Raw genomic sequence first — 14905 nt, forward strand, 5'->3', positions numbered from 1 at the left:
TATACTGGCTGTGTTATCCAAATGTTAGTTAAATTTACACTCTAATAGATGGAACAAGGAATAAACACATTGGAGGGATATATTCATGGCTATGCTGATGAAAAAGGATAACATGAACCAGCTCTTTGCCGATTACGAGCAACCGGCTTTTTACGATGAAATGTTCGAGGGGCGAGGGAAATGCAGGATTCACTATGGAACCATGCTGCAGCGGTTGGCCAAAATGGGACTGGATGATTTACAGGCGCGCCACGCTATGACGCAGAAAGAAATGGTTACGCAAGGGATTACGTTTACCTTATATAGCAATAATTCCGAGGATTCCTCCCGGGAAAGAACGATTCCTTTCGATGTACTGCCGAGAATGATCATTTCCGAGGAATGGGCTCATCTAAGCCAGGGTCTCAAACAGCGGGTTAAAGCGTTAAACCATTTCATTTGGGATATCTATCATGAGCAGCGCATTCTAAAGGAAGGTCTGATTCCAAGCGACATGGTTCTGAACAATCCTTATTATGTGCCGGAGATGGCTGGCGTCGATGTTCCGGGCGGCGTTTACATTCCTCTATCCGGCATCGATATTATCCGTGGTAAATCCGGCGAGTATTACGTACTCGAAGATAACCTGAGAACGCCGTCCGGCCTGTCTTATGTCTATAAGAACCGAGCTTTAATGACAAGCTTGTTCCCGGAATTATTTTTCGATTATCGGATCCGCAGCATTGATCGCGGCATGAATGCCCTGCTTGGCAGTCTTCGCAGCCTGGCTCCCCATTCCAAGCCCGACCCTCTTGTTGTCCTGCTGACCCCCGGCATTTATAACTCCGCCTATTATGATCACTGCTTCCTGGCGCAGGAAATGGGGATCGAGCTGGTTCAAGGCAATGACCTGATCGTGAAGGGACGAATCGTATATATGAAAAGCCGTCACGGACTGCGGCAAGTGGATGTCATTTACCGGCGTATTGACGATGAGTTTCTGGATCCGCAGGTTTTCCGCAAAGACTCCCTTCTTGGCGTTCCGGGACTTATGGATGCCTACCTTGCCGGCAATGTCGCGCTGGCTAACGCTCCGGGAACCGGTATAGCCGATGATAAAGCGGTATATGCCTTCGTGCCGGATATGATCCGCTACTACCTGAAGGAAGAGCCCCTACTTAACAACGTGCCGACCTATATCCTGACACGGCCCCACGAAAGAGAATATGTCCTGTCCCGCCTCTCCGATATGGTTGTCAAAGAACGGTCTTTGTCGGGCGGGTACGGCATGCTTATTGGCCCTACGGCTACAGAGGAAGAGATCAAAGCTTTTGCGGAGAAAATCGTCCGGCATCCTGAGCGCTATATCGCTCAGCCTACGATAAAGCTGTCCGGCTGCCCTTCGCTGACTGACGGCCGCGTTGCTCCCCGGCACATCGATTTGCGCGCCTTTACGTTTATGGGCTCCGATTCGTCTTATGTGGTGCCCGGAGGCTTGACCCGCGTTGCCCTTCAGGAAGGCTCGCTTGTCGTGAATTCCTCGCAGGGCGGCGGAACGAAGGATACATGGGTGCTTGGATAATAATCCTAACTAATGATGAGGTGATTTGAGATGATAAACCGCTATGCGGAATTATTGTTCCTGATCGGACGCTGTCTGGAACGGGCCGACAATTATGCCCGTATCATCAATATTTACTACAGCATGCGCCATGAGCTGATGGAAACCGACGAGGGTTACGCCTGGGAACGGCTTGCTTCGGCCGTAGGCCATACCCCTGCGCTGAACACTCCGGCTAATGAGTGGGTTGTCCTTCACGATCTGACTTTTGACCGGACGAATCCGGACAGCATCTACTCCAGCATTCAACAGGTGCGAAACCATATCTGTACTCTCCGGCCCCTGCTTCCCGGGGAACTGTGGGATATTATGAATACCTTCTACTTATGGCTGAAGGAGCAGGATGTCAGCAAGCTGATGCTGCAATCTCCTTATCTGTTTTATAAACATATTAGCGAACAGCTGGCTCTGTTTAACGGTACCGCCGACGCCGCGATGGTCCGGGGGCAAAGTTGGAACTTTATTCAGACCGGTAAATTTGTAGAGCGGATGAACGGCACGGTTCGAATCATCCATGCCACCTACCGGAATATGCAGCAGGATGAGAAGCTATTGGATGAGGAACTCCGCTATAACCGCTTCCTAGTTCTGCTGAAATCCTGCGGCGGTTACGATGCCTTCCGCAAATTTCATGCCCATCATGTACGGTTGACGGAGGTAACCGAGTTCTTGCTGCTCAACGCCGAATTCCCCCGTTCGGTCCGGTTCGGCATTAATTCGCTTGCCAGCTATATTGAGAGAAATCCGCTGCTGCATCATTCCATTAAGAATTTGTCCATTCAGACCAGCGACGTGTTGTCGAGCATCCGGGCGGGCAGGCAGCGCCACGGCGAGAATATTACGGAAGAAGTATTGCTCCTCCTTCAGCAATTGCAGCTTACCGTAGGCGATCTTGGCCTGTTATTCGCCGATATCTGCTATCAGGAGGAGCCGCTGGTTACGGTAGAGGTTTGAAAGGGTTGCCAATAAAGGGCCCAGCTATCTTCAACAAGCATTTCGCCAAGGCATTCCGCAAGGAAGCCAGCTGCTCCCCGACGGAATACCGTCTGCGTGCAGGGCGGAGCGGATAAGGCCAGCTCTCTATTCCGACCAAAGTCGGAGGCAGCTTCCTTCCTACGGGCGATTATCTGGCTGCAGGATTATTATATAATCAGTGGCAAAGAGAAAGGTCAGGAAGGAAAGGATGATACCGATGCCGGGTCAACGAGAGGATATTCAAGCCATCCATAATGTATTTCGGGCTCTGTACAGGGCATGGGACCAGGGCGACGGCAAGGCTTATAGCGAGTTTTTCACCCCGGATGCCGACTACGTTACCTTTTTCGGTGAGCACCTGAAGGGACGCAGCGAGATCGATAACGCTCATCAGGCTTTATGGGATGGCCCGCTGCGCGGATCCAAGATGATTTCGGATTTGCGGGAAATGAAGCTGCGTTTCATTTCTCCGGATACGGCTATTGCGCATGCAACCGGAGCCGTTCTGATGAGGTGGCAGAAGAAAGCGCCGGCGAGCCGCGACTCCATTAACACCAACGTGCTGGTAAGACAAAACGGTGAATGGAAGATCGCTGCCTTCCACAACTGCCGCATCAAAAAGCTAAATTGGCTGACCAGGCTGCTGTATCAGCCCAAGAGTAAAGCGTCAGCGAAGACATAAAAATAAGGCCATCCAAATGGATGGCCTTTGTTTGTTTGAGATCATAAAAAAGAGTCCTGATTTTTTTCAAGACCGTATTTTGTAAAGCCATCATGCTAGATGCTACACATACACTGGCCGGCAGTCAGAAGCCGGCCTCTGGACGTATTTCGAGATGCAGCAAAACGTTTTTTTCGTGTGGTCACCAAACGTCACCCTAAATCAGAAAAGAAACTGCCACAGCTCCTATGAAAATTTCAGTTCTGACAAATTAACATAGTATAATCTTGGCACAAGTTCTTTTCCGGTGTTAGGGTCTTTATATCTCATTGTAATTAAGAGATTGTCCTTTGTATTTCTCGAAATGTTAATGATGTAATACCTTTGGTCATCGATATTAAACGTTGCTTTTCTAAGTGTGCCATCTATGTAATTTAGTAGATATAAGTCATTGTTTTTGTTAAACGATTGATAAAATAAACCGGAAAAATTGCTTTTTACAGATTCTGAAGACATTTCAAATTCTGGATTAACATCCATAATAGAACGAAGGGAGCCATTTTCAATTTTTCCTAAATATCTTGTAATACTAAAATTCTCATAATAGATGTAATTGTTTGCAACAACAAAATTTGTTACTCCTTGACGCAATTCACTCTCGAGCGAGTCAGTGGATTTAGATGGAATCGTTGATACATCAACAGTACGAAGAAAACTCATGTCATGGTCGTATACATCCAGGTACAGCTTTGATGTCCTATCCGATTCTATTCTCAACCGTAATAATGAAATTGTGTTTTCGTCAGATGTTATCTGTCGGATAGCATCTCCATTATTTGCTTTGTCATCAAAATCAAATTTCTTTAAAATCTTTCTCTCGTTCGTTTCTGTGTTATATTCTTCTATCTCAGAGCCACCGGTAGGGATTACTCTAACCATTAACAATTTATTTCCCATAGCTGTCATGGTGTTATAGGGAAATCCACCCTTTTCAGAAAATATAACAGACATAGTGTTACTGATTAAGTCCACTCTATAAAGATGAAGCGTTCTATTTTTAATATCCGATATTTCGCCAGTTGTGACAAACATGTATAAAGAATTACCGATGACAGTTGTGTCATACTTAGCTTCGTATGACCAATTTTCAATTGTTCCCAATTTTATATTTTCTTTTGTTTCAAAATTGTAACGATAATAATCCATTTCAGCTATCGAGTCAACAGACCGAGTAGGAATCCTATTGTAAATAATGCTGTCATCCGTTAGCACTAAGATTCCATAACGTTCAATTTCTCCGATTTTTGCGTTGTTGATGTCATAAATTGAAATTATTTCGTTTGAAAGCGAAGTGCTTGCGGAAATTGTTTGTTTAGAATCTCGTGTTTCTCCGTTTTCGGAGTTGTTATCACAACTACATAAAATCAGTAGAAAAGCCAAACAAAGCAAACCTATTATTTTTTTCAAAATAACCCTTCCTTTTCGCAAAAGCCATCAACTTGTAAAAAAGAGGTGTTTGCAAACAAACACCTCTTTAATAATATTACCAAACAACCCGGGTACAAACACTATTAGCGACAGTTGCTGTTTTTTCATAATAATATGCCCATCCAGATTGCGTTCCGCCAAGTGGGTCGGCGAATTGGACTTTAGACTTGTCGTCATATACGGCGTTAATCACCAAGCTGTGACCAGTTGTTGCATAATGCCAATTGGCTCCAATTGGATTTGAAATTCCCATCGAACTCGGAGCTTTCATGGTTACAACATCGTAATATAAATGATTCATCATAGTTGTTTGACTTGGACTCGCAGTATAAACGTGAGATTAACCGAAGAAATCGACGGTAAAATAAAAAAGCCTTCAATTGCCGAATCGGCAATTGAAGGCTTTCTCTATATACAGGCGTTAAGCCAACGCCGAGCTCGTTTGTTTTTTGCCTGCGAGGCCAAGAGCCGCATTCGTTGTTGCATTGATCTGCTGGATCAGCTCAGGGTTTTGCAGAAGCTTGGTTCCGTAGGACGGAATCATCTCTTTGATCTTAGGCTCCCACTCTTTGATATGCTGCGGGAAGCATTTGCCGATTACCTCGAGCATAACCGAAACGGCTGTCGATGCACCCGGCGAAGCGCCTAGTAGGGCAGCGATCGATCCGTCAGCCGCGCTGATAACCTCCGTACCGAACTGCAGAGTGCCTTTGCCTGCCGCTGTTTCTTTAATAATCTGCACGCGTTGGCCGGCTACGAGCAGCTCCCAATCCTCGCTCTTCGCGTTCGGGATAAACTCGCGCAAGGCTTCCATGCGCTGCTCTTTGGAGAGCATAAGCTGTTTGACCAGATATGTGGTAAGAGACATATTTTTCGCGCCTGCCGCAAGCATGTTCGTTAAGTTATGCGGTTTGACGGATGTAATAAGGTCCATGTTGGAACCGTATTTCAAGAACTTTGGCGTAAAGCCCGCGAACGGACCAAAGAACAGCGATTCTTTGTTGTCGATAACGCGCGTATCCAGATGCGGCACGGACATTGGCGGAGCGCCAACAGGTGCTTGGCCGTATACCTTCGCACGGTGCTGTGCTACCACCTCCGGCTTCTTGCAGACCATGAACAGACCGCTTACCGGGAAGCCGCCGATGCCTTTGCCTTCCTTAATGCCGGATTTCTGCAGCAGATGCAGGCTTCCGCCGCCGCCGCCGATAAAGACGAACTTCGCATTGATGCGTTCCGCGCTGCCGCTTTGCAGATTGCGCACTTTCAGTTCCCAAGTGCCGTCGTTCGCACGTTTAATATCATCTACATTATGGTTGTAGTTTATGTCCACGTTTTGCTTCTTCAATTGATTGAACAGAATACGTGTCAAAGAACCAAAGTTGACGTCCGTCCCGGACTCAATTCTGGTTGCGGCAATTGGCGTATTTACCTTGCGGTCTTTCATCATAAGCGGAATCCACTCTGCCAGCTTCGCAGGATCTTCGGAGAATTCCATGCCTTCAAACAATGGATTGCCGGACAATGCGGCAAAACGCTTCTTCAGGAACGTGACGTCTTTTTCCCCTTGCACAAAGCTCATATGAGGAACGGGTACAACAAAGTCCCGCGGATTACGGATCAAATTGCTGTTCACGAGATAAGACCAGAACTGCTTCGATACCTGGAACTCTTCATTGACTTTGACCGCTTTGCTAATGTCGATGGAACCGTCCGGCTTCTCCGTTGTATAGTTCAGCTCGCATAGGGAGGAGTGTCCTGTCCCTGCATTGTTCCATTCGTTGGAGCTTTCTTCGCCGGCGGTTGCGCGGCGCTCGAATACGGTAATTTCCCACTCCGGCTTCAGTTCCTTCAGCAAAGAACCCAAAGTGGCACTCATAATGCCGGCACCAATCAAAATTACGTCTGTTTTCGTTTGTTTGCTCATGTTAACCGTCCTTAACCTTTCGATTTGCAGAAAGGATGTTTCACGCTCGTGAAATTTCTCACACATCTTTTCTGATCAAAAAAATGAACTGCTTCTATGCTACAGGTTGATAAATAGATAAAATGTCTATTTCTATTATACGACAGTTTGAAGCTATAATCGACGCCATTTCCACATGATTTTTTAACCATTCCCTGAACTATTCTCCACTTCATCGGACCGGGACCGCCCGAAAAACAACAAAACCACCCCAAACATTGGCGTGGTTTCTTATTCCTTCAGCTTATCACTTCATTTGGAATATCCCAGAGGAAGTAATGCTTTGAATATAATCTTGTCTCTACGACAGAAGATTGTCCGTTTCTTTCAAAAATCAGGCCGGAGCCCATTTGCTCCTTGAAATCCCAGCCGTACCGCTTCATGTAGGCCTTAACCGGCGCATACCGGTCCTGTCCCGAATTGGCAGAGACATATCTGCTCTCTTTATCCGTAGTATCAAACCGCATATGATTCTCGTCCGAATACTCCAGCTTTGCAATAGCAGACAAGATGGGTGCCGGGTTACCTTCCTGCGATAACGCGCCGCCAAACCGCAAGACAATAAATCCGATCAGCATGGCAGCAAGCAAACCTCCGCCGACCATAGCTATTTTCCCTAACCGCATGAACAACATATCCAGGCTCCTTTCGTCCCGCTTATATCTATTCAGACGGATCGTGCGGCAGGCAGGTTTCAGGATTTGCGCCGCGCCGCATACTTTTTCCCCCAAACGCCCATACTTTCGAGAATCGGAAGAAACTGCTCCCCCGCTTCCGTAAGGGAGTACTCGACTTTGGGCGGAACCTCCTGATACACCACTCTGTTAACCATCTGGTCCTTCTCCAGCTCTCTGAGCTGACTTGTTAGTATGGCCTTCGAGATGCCCGGCACCAAGCGCTGAAGCTCCCCGAATCGCCTTGTCTCCCGCAAATGCCATAAAATAATGATCTTCCATTTGCCCGCTATCACATTTTGCGTTTCCGTAACGGGACATACTTCAATCTGCTCTACCGGAATTTCTCCTTCAAACGAGCTGCGAGCCATTCCAATCCCTCGTTTCATCCATGGTATTGTTTTTATGACTATGTAATAAAATAGTGACTACTTTAAAAAATCGAACTAAAGAAATAATATTAGTTTATGCGAAATCACACAACTAATCCATACAATTCGGAGGGAATAAATGATGAAAATCGGTATTATTGGCGCTAATGGACAGGTAGGCAGCCTAATTATGAAGGAAGCTCAAGAGAGAGGCCACGAGGTAACGGCTATCGTCAGGAACGCATCCAAAATCAGCGATTCGAATGCCAGCATTTTGGAGAAGGACATTTTTCATTTGACCGGTGCGGATTTGAAGCCTTTTGACGTGGTGGTTAATACGTTCAAAGCCGCTGAAGGCGAAGAGCATCTCTATGTGGATGCCGGAAGAGCGCTGACGACTGCGCTGCAGGATGCTCCGGGAACAAAGCTTATCGTAGTTGGCGGTGCCGGAAGCCTCTACGTCGACGAGCAGAAGACAACAAAGCTGATGGACACTCCGGAGTTTCCGGCCTTCGTCTATCCGACGGCATCCAACGCCGGCAAACAGCTGGATGAGCTGAAGAACACGAGCTCCATTACCTGGACGTACATCAGCCCCGCTGCCTTCTTTGATCCAAAAGGAAAAAGAACCGGCGCGTATACGAAAGGTCTCGATCATGTCATCGTAAACAGCAAAGGCCAAAGCTACGTCAGCTATGCCGACTATGCCATCGCCGTACTGGACGAAATCGAGAATCCGCAGCATGTGAACGAGCGGTTTACGCTTGTCGGCGAATCGGAATAAGCGTTAAGACTCCCTAATGCAGGGAGTCTTTTTTTTTCAGAAGTGCTATTTTATCAAGAATCCTCACCGTAAAATGAATAGCTATTTCGGTTTGCCGGGTCTAATTCTGCCAAACTCGGTTATTTCGACGGATTTGCCGCCAATTCATCCCTGTCTTATTTTACACCGCGCGTTATTAGGAGTAAGATGCTATTAATTTCGCACGCGTACAAGAATAGAAGGGATTGTTACCTATGAACACAGACATCATTTCGGGTATTCAGCTTTATCATCTATGCCGAGACAACAGCCATTACGGGCTCCTCAGCATGTCCTGCGGTTCGGAAACCGGCTGGGGCGAATGCGTCATAACGACCGATGCTCCGCACTTCGACATCATTGCGTGGGGCGATTTTCTGTGTAAGCTAAACCGGCAATCTCTTGCCGACGCCCGGAACACGGCTCTCCTGAACCGAGAGGTATGGGGCAATGCCAAGACCGAGCTTGTGCTGATGGCTTTATCGAACTTGGACAATTCGGCGGCGGCTGCCAAAGAAGAGGAAACACCAGACTCCTCCATCTTATTTGAGGAATCCATGAGCTACTTCTCTGTCCTGTAAGCTTCATTGTCAGCTTTTAAGATACTTCTACATTAAGCAGCCTTGTCATCGTCACCATGCCTGCCCTCTCCAAGGTGCGCTTGGACGCTTCGTTATAATACCAACAGCCGCAGATCGCGGTTATGCCGCGAGTCTTGCACCAATTGCGCATCTGGACGATTAGCGTTGTCCCATGGCCCTGCTTCCTGTAAGCTTCATTCGTAAACATTCCGATGCTGGCCAACCCGTCAAGCAGCTTGGAGCGCTCCATAACTCCAATCCCTAGTAAGGTCTCGCCTTTGTAATAAACGAACAGCCCTCCGTCATGCAGCCACTGACCATAATTGTTCGAAAAATCCCCGCATACCTGCTGAACTACAGGAAGATCATGCGGTACAGCGGGACGGAATACTTCATCGCTCTCCATGCTGATCGGAATCTCTACTCCGCTGTCCTGAAAAAAGTATGCCTGCTTGTTGATCTTAAAATCCTGATCAATAGCGAGGCTTACAAACAGCTCATCGCAGGTGGGTACAAACAAATTTTTGACTGCATGCCGTTTCAGCGCCTCGAGAAACAAGGTCTGCGCTTTCTTCAAAGAAGACTTCCGGATGTAAAACTGCGTCAGCAGCTCCTCATTATGCAAGGCGTAATACCCAATGTCCTCCCGGCCGTCTTGAATCCGGTAAAAGGCGGATGAAAGAATATGATCCTCCAAAAAGGAATCGAACGGCGATGACAAGCCTTTCAAATATTCCTCTATAAGCGGTTTGATCTCATCCATTGTACATGCTTTTATAATCATCCGATCAACCTTCCCCTTTGAAATAATGAATCGGTATGATTAGCCGCTGGTACTGGGCTCTTTAGGATCAACGAACGGCAGACCGCTAAATCGACCGATGCTTAAGATTAATTTTTTCTGCGCTCCAAGGGCCGAAACCTGCTGCTTCGATTCAGCCGAAATATTTTTTGCAAAAAGAATAAAAAAAGCACCCAAACGGGTGCTTCTCTGCGAACTATATACGTAAGGTTTATGATTACTTGAAGGCAACAAACGTTAAATCCTTGCCTTTTAAATATTTTATAATAGCGGGAAGCGCTTGTACCGTGTATTTATCTTCATGCAGGACATAGATGCCGCCAGCGGATTCGACATGATGGAAGTATGCGGTTATATCCTCCGGCGTTTTTGCATTCCAATCCTCCGGGTCCCTGTTCCACAGCAAAGTCTTCATATGCTGCTGATCGGCCGAGGATACCAGTTCGTCATTAACGGCACCATACGGCGGACGGAATAACGTAACCGGCTTATGCGTCAACGCTTCAATCGCTTTGCTCGCTTTGGAAAGATTGTCACTCTGATCCTGCAAAGTTGATTTCGTGAGCACGCTATGATCCCAGGAATGGTTGCCGATGGACATGCCATGCCCGGCTGCATAAGTAACGGCCTCTTTATGACGAGCCACATTTTGCCCGACGAACAGGAAGGTTGCCGGCACGTTCTGCTCCGTCAGGATATCAACGATATCCTTCGTCAGCTTGGACGGTCCGTCGTCAAAGGTTAATGCGACATACTCCTTCGGCAAACCGAAAAACTTCTTGTCTTCGTCGATATCGATGATTGTGAAGGCTGGCTTCTCTTCGTGTTCGCGGGATTTGGACTGAACCGGGCTCTGCTCCGCTACAGGCTGATCGGCCGTTACTACAGCGGCTTCGTCCTGAGTGACAGCCTTATCGCTCACCGGAGATAAAGCATGAGCCACCGTAATGCCGGAATCGCCGTTTGTCACCTCAGCCTTCGCCACTTGACCGCCAAGTAAGCGTCCGGAGTCCACCTTGCCTCCGGTAGCGATCGAGAATAGGGCCAGCAGGCCAATCATTATAAGAATAGCAACCGCAACCTTCGGCAGACGCGAAGCGAAGCCGCCTCTTGGATCCGGCCGGTTGGAAACAGGCATCAAGACCGCTTGGACCACTTGCTCTTCTTTTGCCGGCGAGACAGGCTGAAGTTCCCCTTGGCGGATTTGTCTAATCAATGCGATATAGGCTTCGCTGCAAGCAAAATACAACGGAACACGGGTACTGCCTGTCGTCCGAATAAAAGAACTGTAATACGAATTGCGGTAAGGATCCCACTTGGAGTAAGGAGAGATTCGAATCCTGTCTCCATGCAATGGCCCCAGTGCTTCAAGTTCAAGAAACGTAAACTCGTCAACTTCGATTACGTAGGTTGCATACTTGTCGTCTTGGGCGACGCCGATCTTCATCTGGCTAATACCGCTGGAGGTCCTCCCAAGAGACAGCAGTTCCAAAACCTGCGTGCTGTATGTCTCCATCCCCATATCGTCCTTCTTTTCCCGTTCCGGGCATGACCTTTAATCGGATGAACCACCATCAACAGAGCTTGTGTTTGGCGCAAACGGAGATGTCAGCCGGTTCGTAAAGTCGTTTACAATGTTAAGAAGATGCGTCTTCTCCTGACGGAGGGCATCGAATTTCTGCTTCATCTGGGAGAGCTCGGCTTCCAGCCGCGTATTTTTCTCCTCTAGCTCGTTAATCTTCTTGTTCTTATCCGCGGTTGTTTCATTGTGCTTCTGAAGCAAGCCTGCATAGTTCTGGCGCTCCAGCTCGATAACGCTCTTAAGCTCCTCAATCTCGCCGGATAGAGCGGCATGAAGTTCACGGTAGTCATCCATCATCTGGTCAACCTTCAGATTCTTGTCGCTGAGCCGCTTCTCCAGATCCAGAATGCTTTTTTCCCGCTCCTCGATAACCTTGCCTAGGTTCTTCAAATCCCTGTTCAGCCGGTCAATCTGACCATTCGCATGCCCAAGCCGGTCCTGCAGGTCGTTATGGCTCATTTCGACATGCTGCTTGGCTTTAATCATCTGCTCAACGGCGAATACGAGATCAAGCGACCGCTTGTCCAAGTGGCCCTTATTAATCAGAACCGAGCCTGAAGACTCATCGCTCTGTTCAGCTTTGGCCGAACTAGCCGACACTTCCTCCTGAGACTCCTCCACGTCCCTCCTAATCCCAAGATCCTCTCGCGATTGCTGCTGCTCTTTCTTCTTTTGGAAAGGAGAAAACATAGATCAACTCACCTTTTCTGAGAAAATATGTCGATTAATATCGAAAAATGTTTCCTTCATTATAGATTAATTTTCCAAGTTTATATGCGGGGCTAAAGTACCTAATTGCACTTGTGCAACTAGGCTTAAAGGAGTGGTCATACAGGAGGATACGCCGATTTTTCCGCGGCCTGCCGGTCATCCGAAATATGACACTATAGGCGGCCGGAGAGCATATATTAGCTTATCTATTTATGAATGGGCGGTGATGACATGCCATTTATTCTTCGTTTCAGCGGCAACGATACCGGAGCGATTACCTTTACAGGCAATACGCTGGGATTAAGCAGATCCTCGACCGAAGGGGTTCCCGGCACCCGCGATTATATCGGAGCATTTATTACTGTAGATACAACCCTGCAGTTCGGGAGCTACCCGCCCGGAACAACCTCTGACTTTAATCTAGACAGTTCCATGGCGATACTTAGATTGCCGGAAGACAGCACGGTCCTCTATGCGGAGCTTGTGTGGGCAGGCACTTACAGAGTGAGCGGCGGCACAAATAATTATTTACCATTTATTGATAAATCCGTTTCCATTATAACCCCGCAGGGCACGACGCTATCCGTGGCGCCTGATCCCGCTACCGCGCAAACCTCTTTTCGCAACGCTACTTACAACTATTTTCGCTCCGCCAATGTAACCTCTATCGTGCAAGCCGGGGGTGCCGGCCCTTATACCGTAGGAGGCGTTGTCGGCAATATCGATTTCGGCAACAGCACGGCCAACAACTGCGGCTGGACGCTTTGCGTCGTTTATGAGGATACCCGTATGCCGTTCAGGAACTTGAGTCTGGATGTCGGCATCGTGGAAATTGCCTTTGGCAGCGACCCGTCCGTAACGACGGTCTTAACCGGATTCGCAACACCGGTCTCCGGGCCGGTTACCGGCCGTATGGCGCTATGCGCCCAGGACGGCGATGCCAACAAGGTTGGCGATCAGGTGTTGTTTGGCCCTGATGAAGCTAACCTGACGATCCTGTCCGGTCCCAATAACTTCCCAAATAACTTTTTTGCCTCCCAGATTAATGACGACAGCGGCCAGCTCGACACCTCCGGCACCTTTGGCGACCGAAACCAGATTAACGGCGAACCCGGTACCCAAATCGTCGGCGGCCGGCAAAGCTGGGATATTACGAACGTCGATATTTCCGAGACGTTAACGAACAATCAGACCACCGCCGCCTTTCAGCTCCGCACGACAAATGACGGCTATTCCGTCATTGCCGTAGGAATCTACATTGACATCAACTCTCCTAGGATTGCGGTGGAGAAGAGTGTTGACGCCGAAACAGCCGAGATTGGCCAAGTGCTGACCTATACCGTCGTTATAAATAACTCGGGCACAGTAGCTGCCGATGCGATGTTCCTTCTTGACAGCCTGCCGAATGATACCTCGTTTGTGCCCGGCAGCGTTACCGTTGACGGGGTTCCGACGGAAGGCAACCCTCTGACCGGCATCAGCCTTGGCGCTCTGGAGCCGGGCGGCACCATTACCGTCACCTATCAAGCGGTTGTTATCTCTTTCCCGGAGGACGGCCTCATTCTGAATCAGGCCCTTGTCCAATTCCAATACGAGAGTATTGCCGGCGGTCCGGTAAATGTGGGCGATATTCCGTCCAACGAAGTTATTACAACAATTATTCCACCCGAATATGAGCTGAGCCTGGTAAAATTCGTCGACCGTGAAATCGCGCTGCCCGGCGAAACGGTTCAGTATACGATAACGGTAACCAACCTGTCGAACGCTCCGCTGACGAATGTCCGGGTGACAGACCCTGCTCTTTCGCTGGACCAGACCATCCCTCTCCTTCCTGCGGGTGAATCGCAAAGCTTTCCTGTCTCGTTTGTTGTTCCGCCTGGAACAAAAGGCAACACCAGCATAGTAAATATCGCCTCTGCCGTCTCGGATGAGACCGGCCCTGTCATGGGGTCGGCAACGATCTTCATTCCGGCTCTTCCGGGTCTTGCCGTTAAGAAAACCGCAAATCGCGCAACCGCGGCACCCGGCGATACGATTATCTACACCATTAAAGTAACGAACACGGGTAATATTCCGTTAACGGATGTTCAAATTTCAGACCCGCTGCTTGGCCTCGTGGAAACAACCGGCACTCTGGAGCCCGGCCAATCTATCGACATTCAGCGCTCCTATGTTGTGCCATTAAATGCCGCGAACGGCAGCATCATCGCCAATGCGGTAACCGTTGTATCCGTCGAGACTCCTCCCGTATCCGATAAGGAAGAGACAACGGTTGTTCCCCCGCCCGTCGACTTGACCAAATCCGCTTCATCCGGCGAGGTCACTGTCGGGGAACAGATAACCTACTCGGTTACGATAGTAAACCGCGGCCAGACTACCTTAATTGATCTGCGCCTATCGGATATACTCCTGGAGCCCCTCGAGTTTGTGCCGGGCAGCGTCAAGGTAAACGGGCAGCAGCGTCCCGGCGTCCAGCCGGATCAGATTGCGCTTGGCTCTTTGTCTCCGGGTGCCGAGATCGAGATTTCCTTCCTCGCCGTTGCCAATCAGGTCAGCGCGGACGAGAAGGTCGTAAATCAAGCGGTGGCTGCCTTCCGAGTCGAGGTGGAGGGCCCAACCTTCCAGGTGCCGTCCAACCCGGTTGAGGTTGAAGTTAAAGAGGAAGAGGAGTAATGTTTCACGTGAAAAAATA

13 protein-coding genes are annotated in these 14905 nt (G+C 48.6%); 6 read left to right on the forward strand and 7 right to left on the reverse strand.

Annotated elements, in window-relative coordinates; genetic code table 11:
• Positions 1–85: 85 nt before the first annotated feature.
• From WFK81_RS17455 to WFK81_RS17465, 3 genes are all read left to right on the forward strand, one after another.
• A complete protein-coding gene (locus WFK81_RS17455) occupies positions 86–1561 on the forward strand; it encodes a circularly permuted type 2 ATP-grasp protein (RefSeq protein WP_336787673.1) in 1476 nt (491 codons plus the stop codon).
• 30 nt (positions 1562–1591) lie between these two features.
• On the forward strand, positions 1592–2554 hold the full coding sequence (locus tag WFK81_RS17460) for an alpha-E domain-containing protein (protein WP_336787674.1): 963 nt from the start codon (positions 1592–1594) through the stop codon (positions 2552–2554).
• Between the two features lie 238 nt (positions 2555–2792).
• A complete protein-coding gene (locus WFK81_RS17465; RefSeq protein WP_336787675.1) occupies positions 2793–3257 on the forward strand; it encodes an SgcJ/EcaC family oxidoreductase in 465 nt (154 codons plus the stop codon).
• 225 nt (positions 3258–3482) lie between these two features.
• On the opposite strand, the gene WFK81_RS17470 is transcribed toward WFK81_RS17465, so the two are convergent.
• The 4 genes from WFK81_RS17470 to WFK81_RS17485 all read right to left on the reverse strand — a co-directional run bounded on the left by WFK81_RS17470 (position 3483) and on the right by WFK81_RS17485 (position 7735).
• Positions 3483–4703, reverse strand: a complete 1221-nt coding sequence (locus tag WFK81_RS17470; protein WP_336787676.1) for a hypothetical protein — start codon at positions 4701–4703, stop codon at positions 3483–3485.
• A 442-nt stretch (positions 4704–5145) separates the two neighbouring features.
• Positions 5146–6717 carry a malate:quinone oxidoreductase gene (locus tag WFK81_RS17475; RefSeq protein ID WP_336787677.1) on the reverse strand — a complete coding sequence of 524 codons (1572 nt, stop codon included), beginning with the start codon at positions 6715–6717 and terminating at the stop codon, positions 5146–5148.
• A 212-nt stretch (positions 6718–6929) separates the two neighbouring features.
• Positions 6930–7421, reverse strand: a complete 492-nt coding sequence (locus tag WFK81_RS17480; RefSeq protein WP_336787678.1) for a hypothetical protein — start codon at positions 7419–7421, stop codon at positions 6930–6932.
• Positions 7385–7735 (reverse strand): winged helix-turn-helix transcriptional regulator, encoded by a 351-nt coding sequence (locus WFK81_RS17485; RefSeq protein WP_336787679.1) that lies wholly within the window; start codon positions 7733–7735, stop codon positions 7385–7387. Before WFK81_RS17485 ends, WFK81_RS17480 begins: the two co-directional genes overlap by 37 nt.
• 142 nt (positions 7736–7877) lie before the next feature.
• Between WFK81_RS17485 and WFK81_RS17490 the strand changes: the two genes are divergently transcribed.
• Together WFK81_RS17490 and WFK81_RS17495 are read left to right on the forward strand one after the other, a co-directional pair.
• Complete coding sequence (locus WFK81_RS17490) at positions 7878–8519, forward strand: NAD(P)-dependent oxidoreductase (RefSeq protein ID WP_336787680.1); 642 nt, start codon at positions 7878–7880, stop codon at positions 8517–8519.
• Positions 8520–8752: 233 nt separating this feature from the next.
• Entirely contained in the window at positions 8753–9118 is a 366-nt protein-coding gene (locus WFK81_RS17495) for a hypothetical protein (protein WP_336787681.1), read from the forward strand.
• Between the two features lie 16 nt (positions 9119–9134).
• Here the strand turns inward: WFK81_RS17495 and WFK81_RS17500 are convergent, their stop codons facing one another.
• The 3 genes from WFK81_RS17500 to WFK81_RS17510 all read right to left on the reverse strand — a co-directional run bounded on the left by WFK81_RS17500 (position 9135) and on the right by WFK81_RS17510 (position 12192).
• Positions 9135–9881: a GNAT family N-acetyltransferase gene (locus WFK81_RS17500; RefSeq protein ID WP_336787682.1), complete on the reverse strand. Its 747-nt coding sequence runs from the start codon at positions 9879–9881 to the stop codon at positions 9135–9137.
• A gap of 256 nt (positions 9882–10137) precedes the next feature.
• Entirely contained in the window at positions 10138–11436 is a 1299-nt protein-coding gene (locus WFK81_RS17505; RefSeq protein WP_336787683.1) for a polysaccharide deacetylase family protein, read from the reverse strand.
• A 39-nt stretch (positions 11437–11475) separates the two neighbouring features.
• The gene (locus tag WFK81_RS17510; protein ID WP_336787684.1) at positions 11476–12192 is read right to left on the reverse strand and encodes a hypothetical protein; all 717 of its coding nucleotides are present in this window, start codon (positions 12190–12192) and stop codon (positions 11476–11478) included.
• 252 nt (positions 12193–12444) lie between these two features.
• On the opposite strand from WFK81_RS17510, the gene WFK81_RS17515 reads away from it, so the two are divergent.
• Positions 12445–14886, forward strand: coding sequence for a DUF7507 domain-containing protein (locus tag WFK81_RS17515; protein WP_336787685.1), 2442 nt, complete (start codon positions 12445–12447; stop codon positions 14884–14886).
• Positions 14887–14905: the final 19 nt, after the last annotated feature.

Source organism: Paenibacillus sp. MMO-177 (assembly GCF_037147795.1).
Classification (GTDB): domain Bacteria; phylum Bacillota; class Bacilli; order Paenibacillales; family Paenibacillaceae; genus Pristimantibacillus.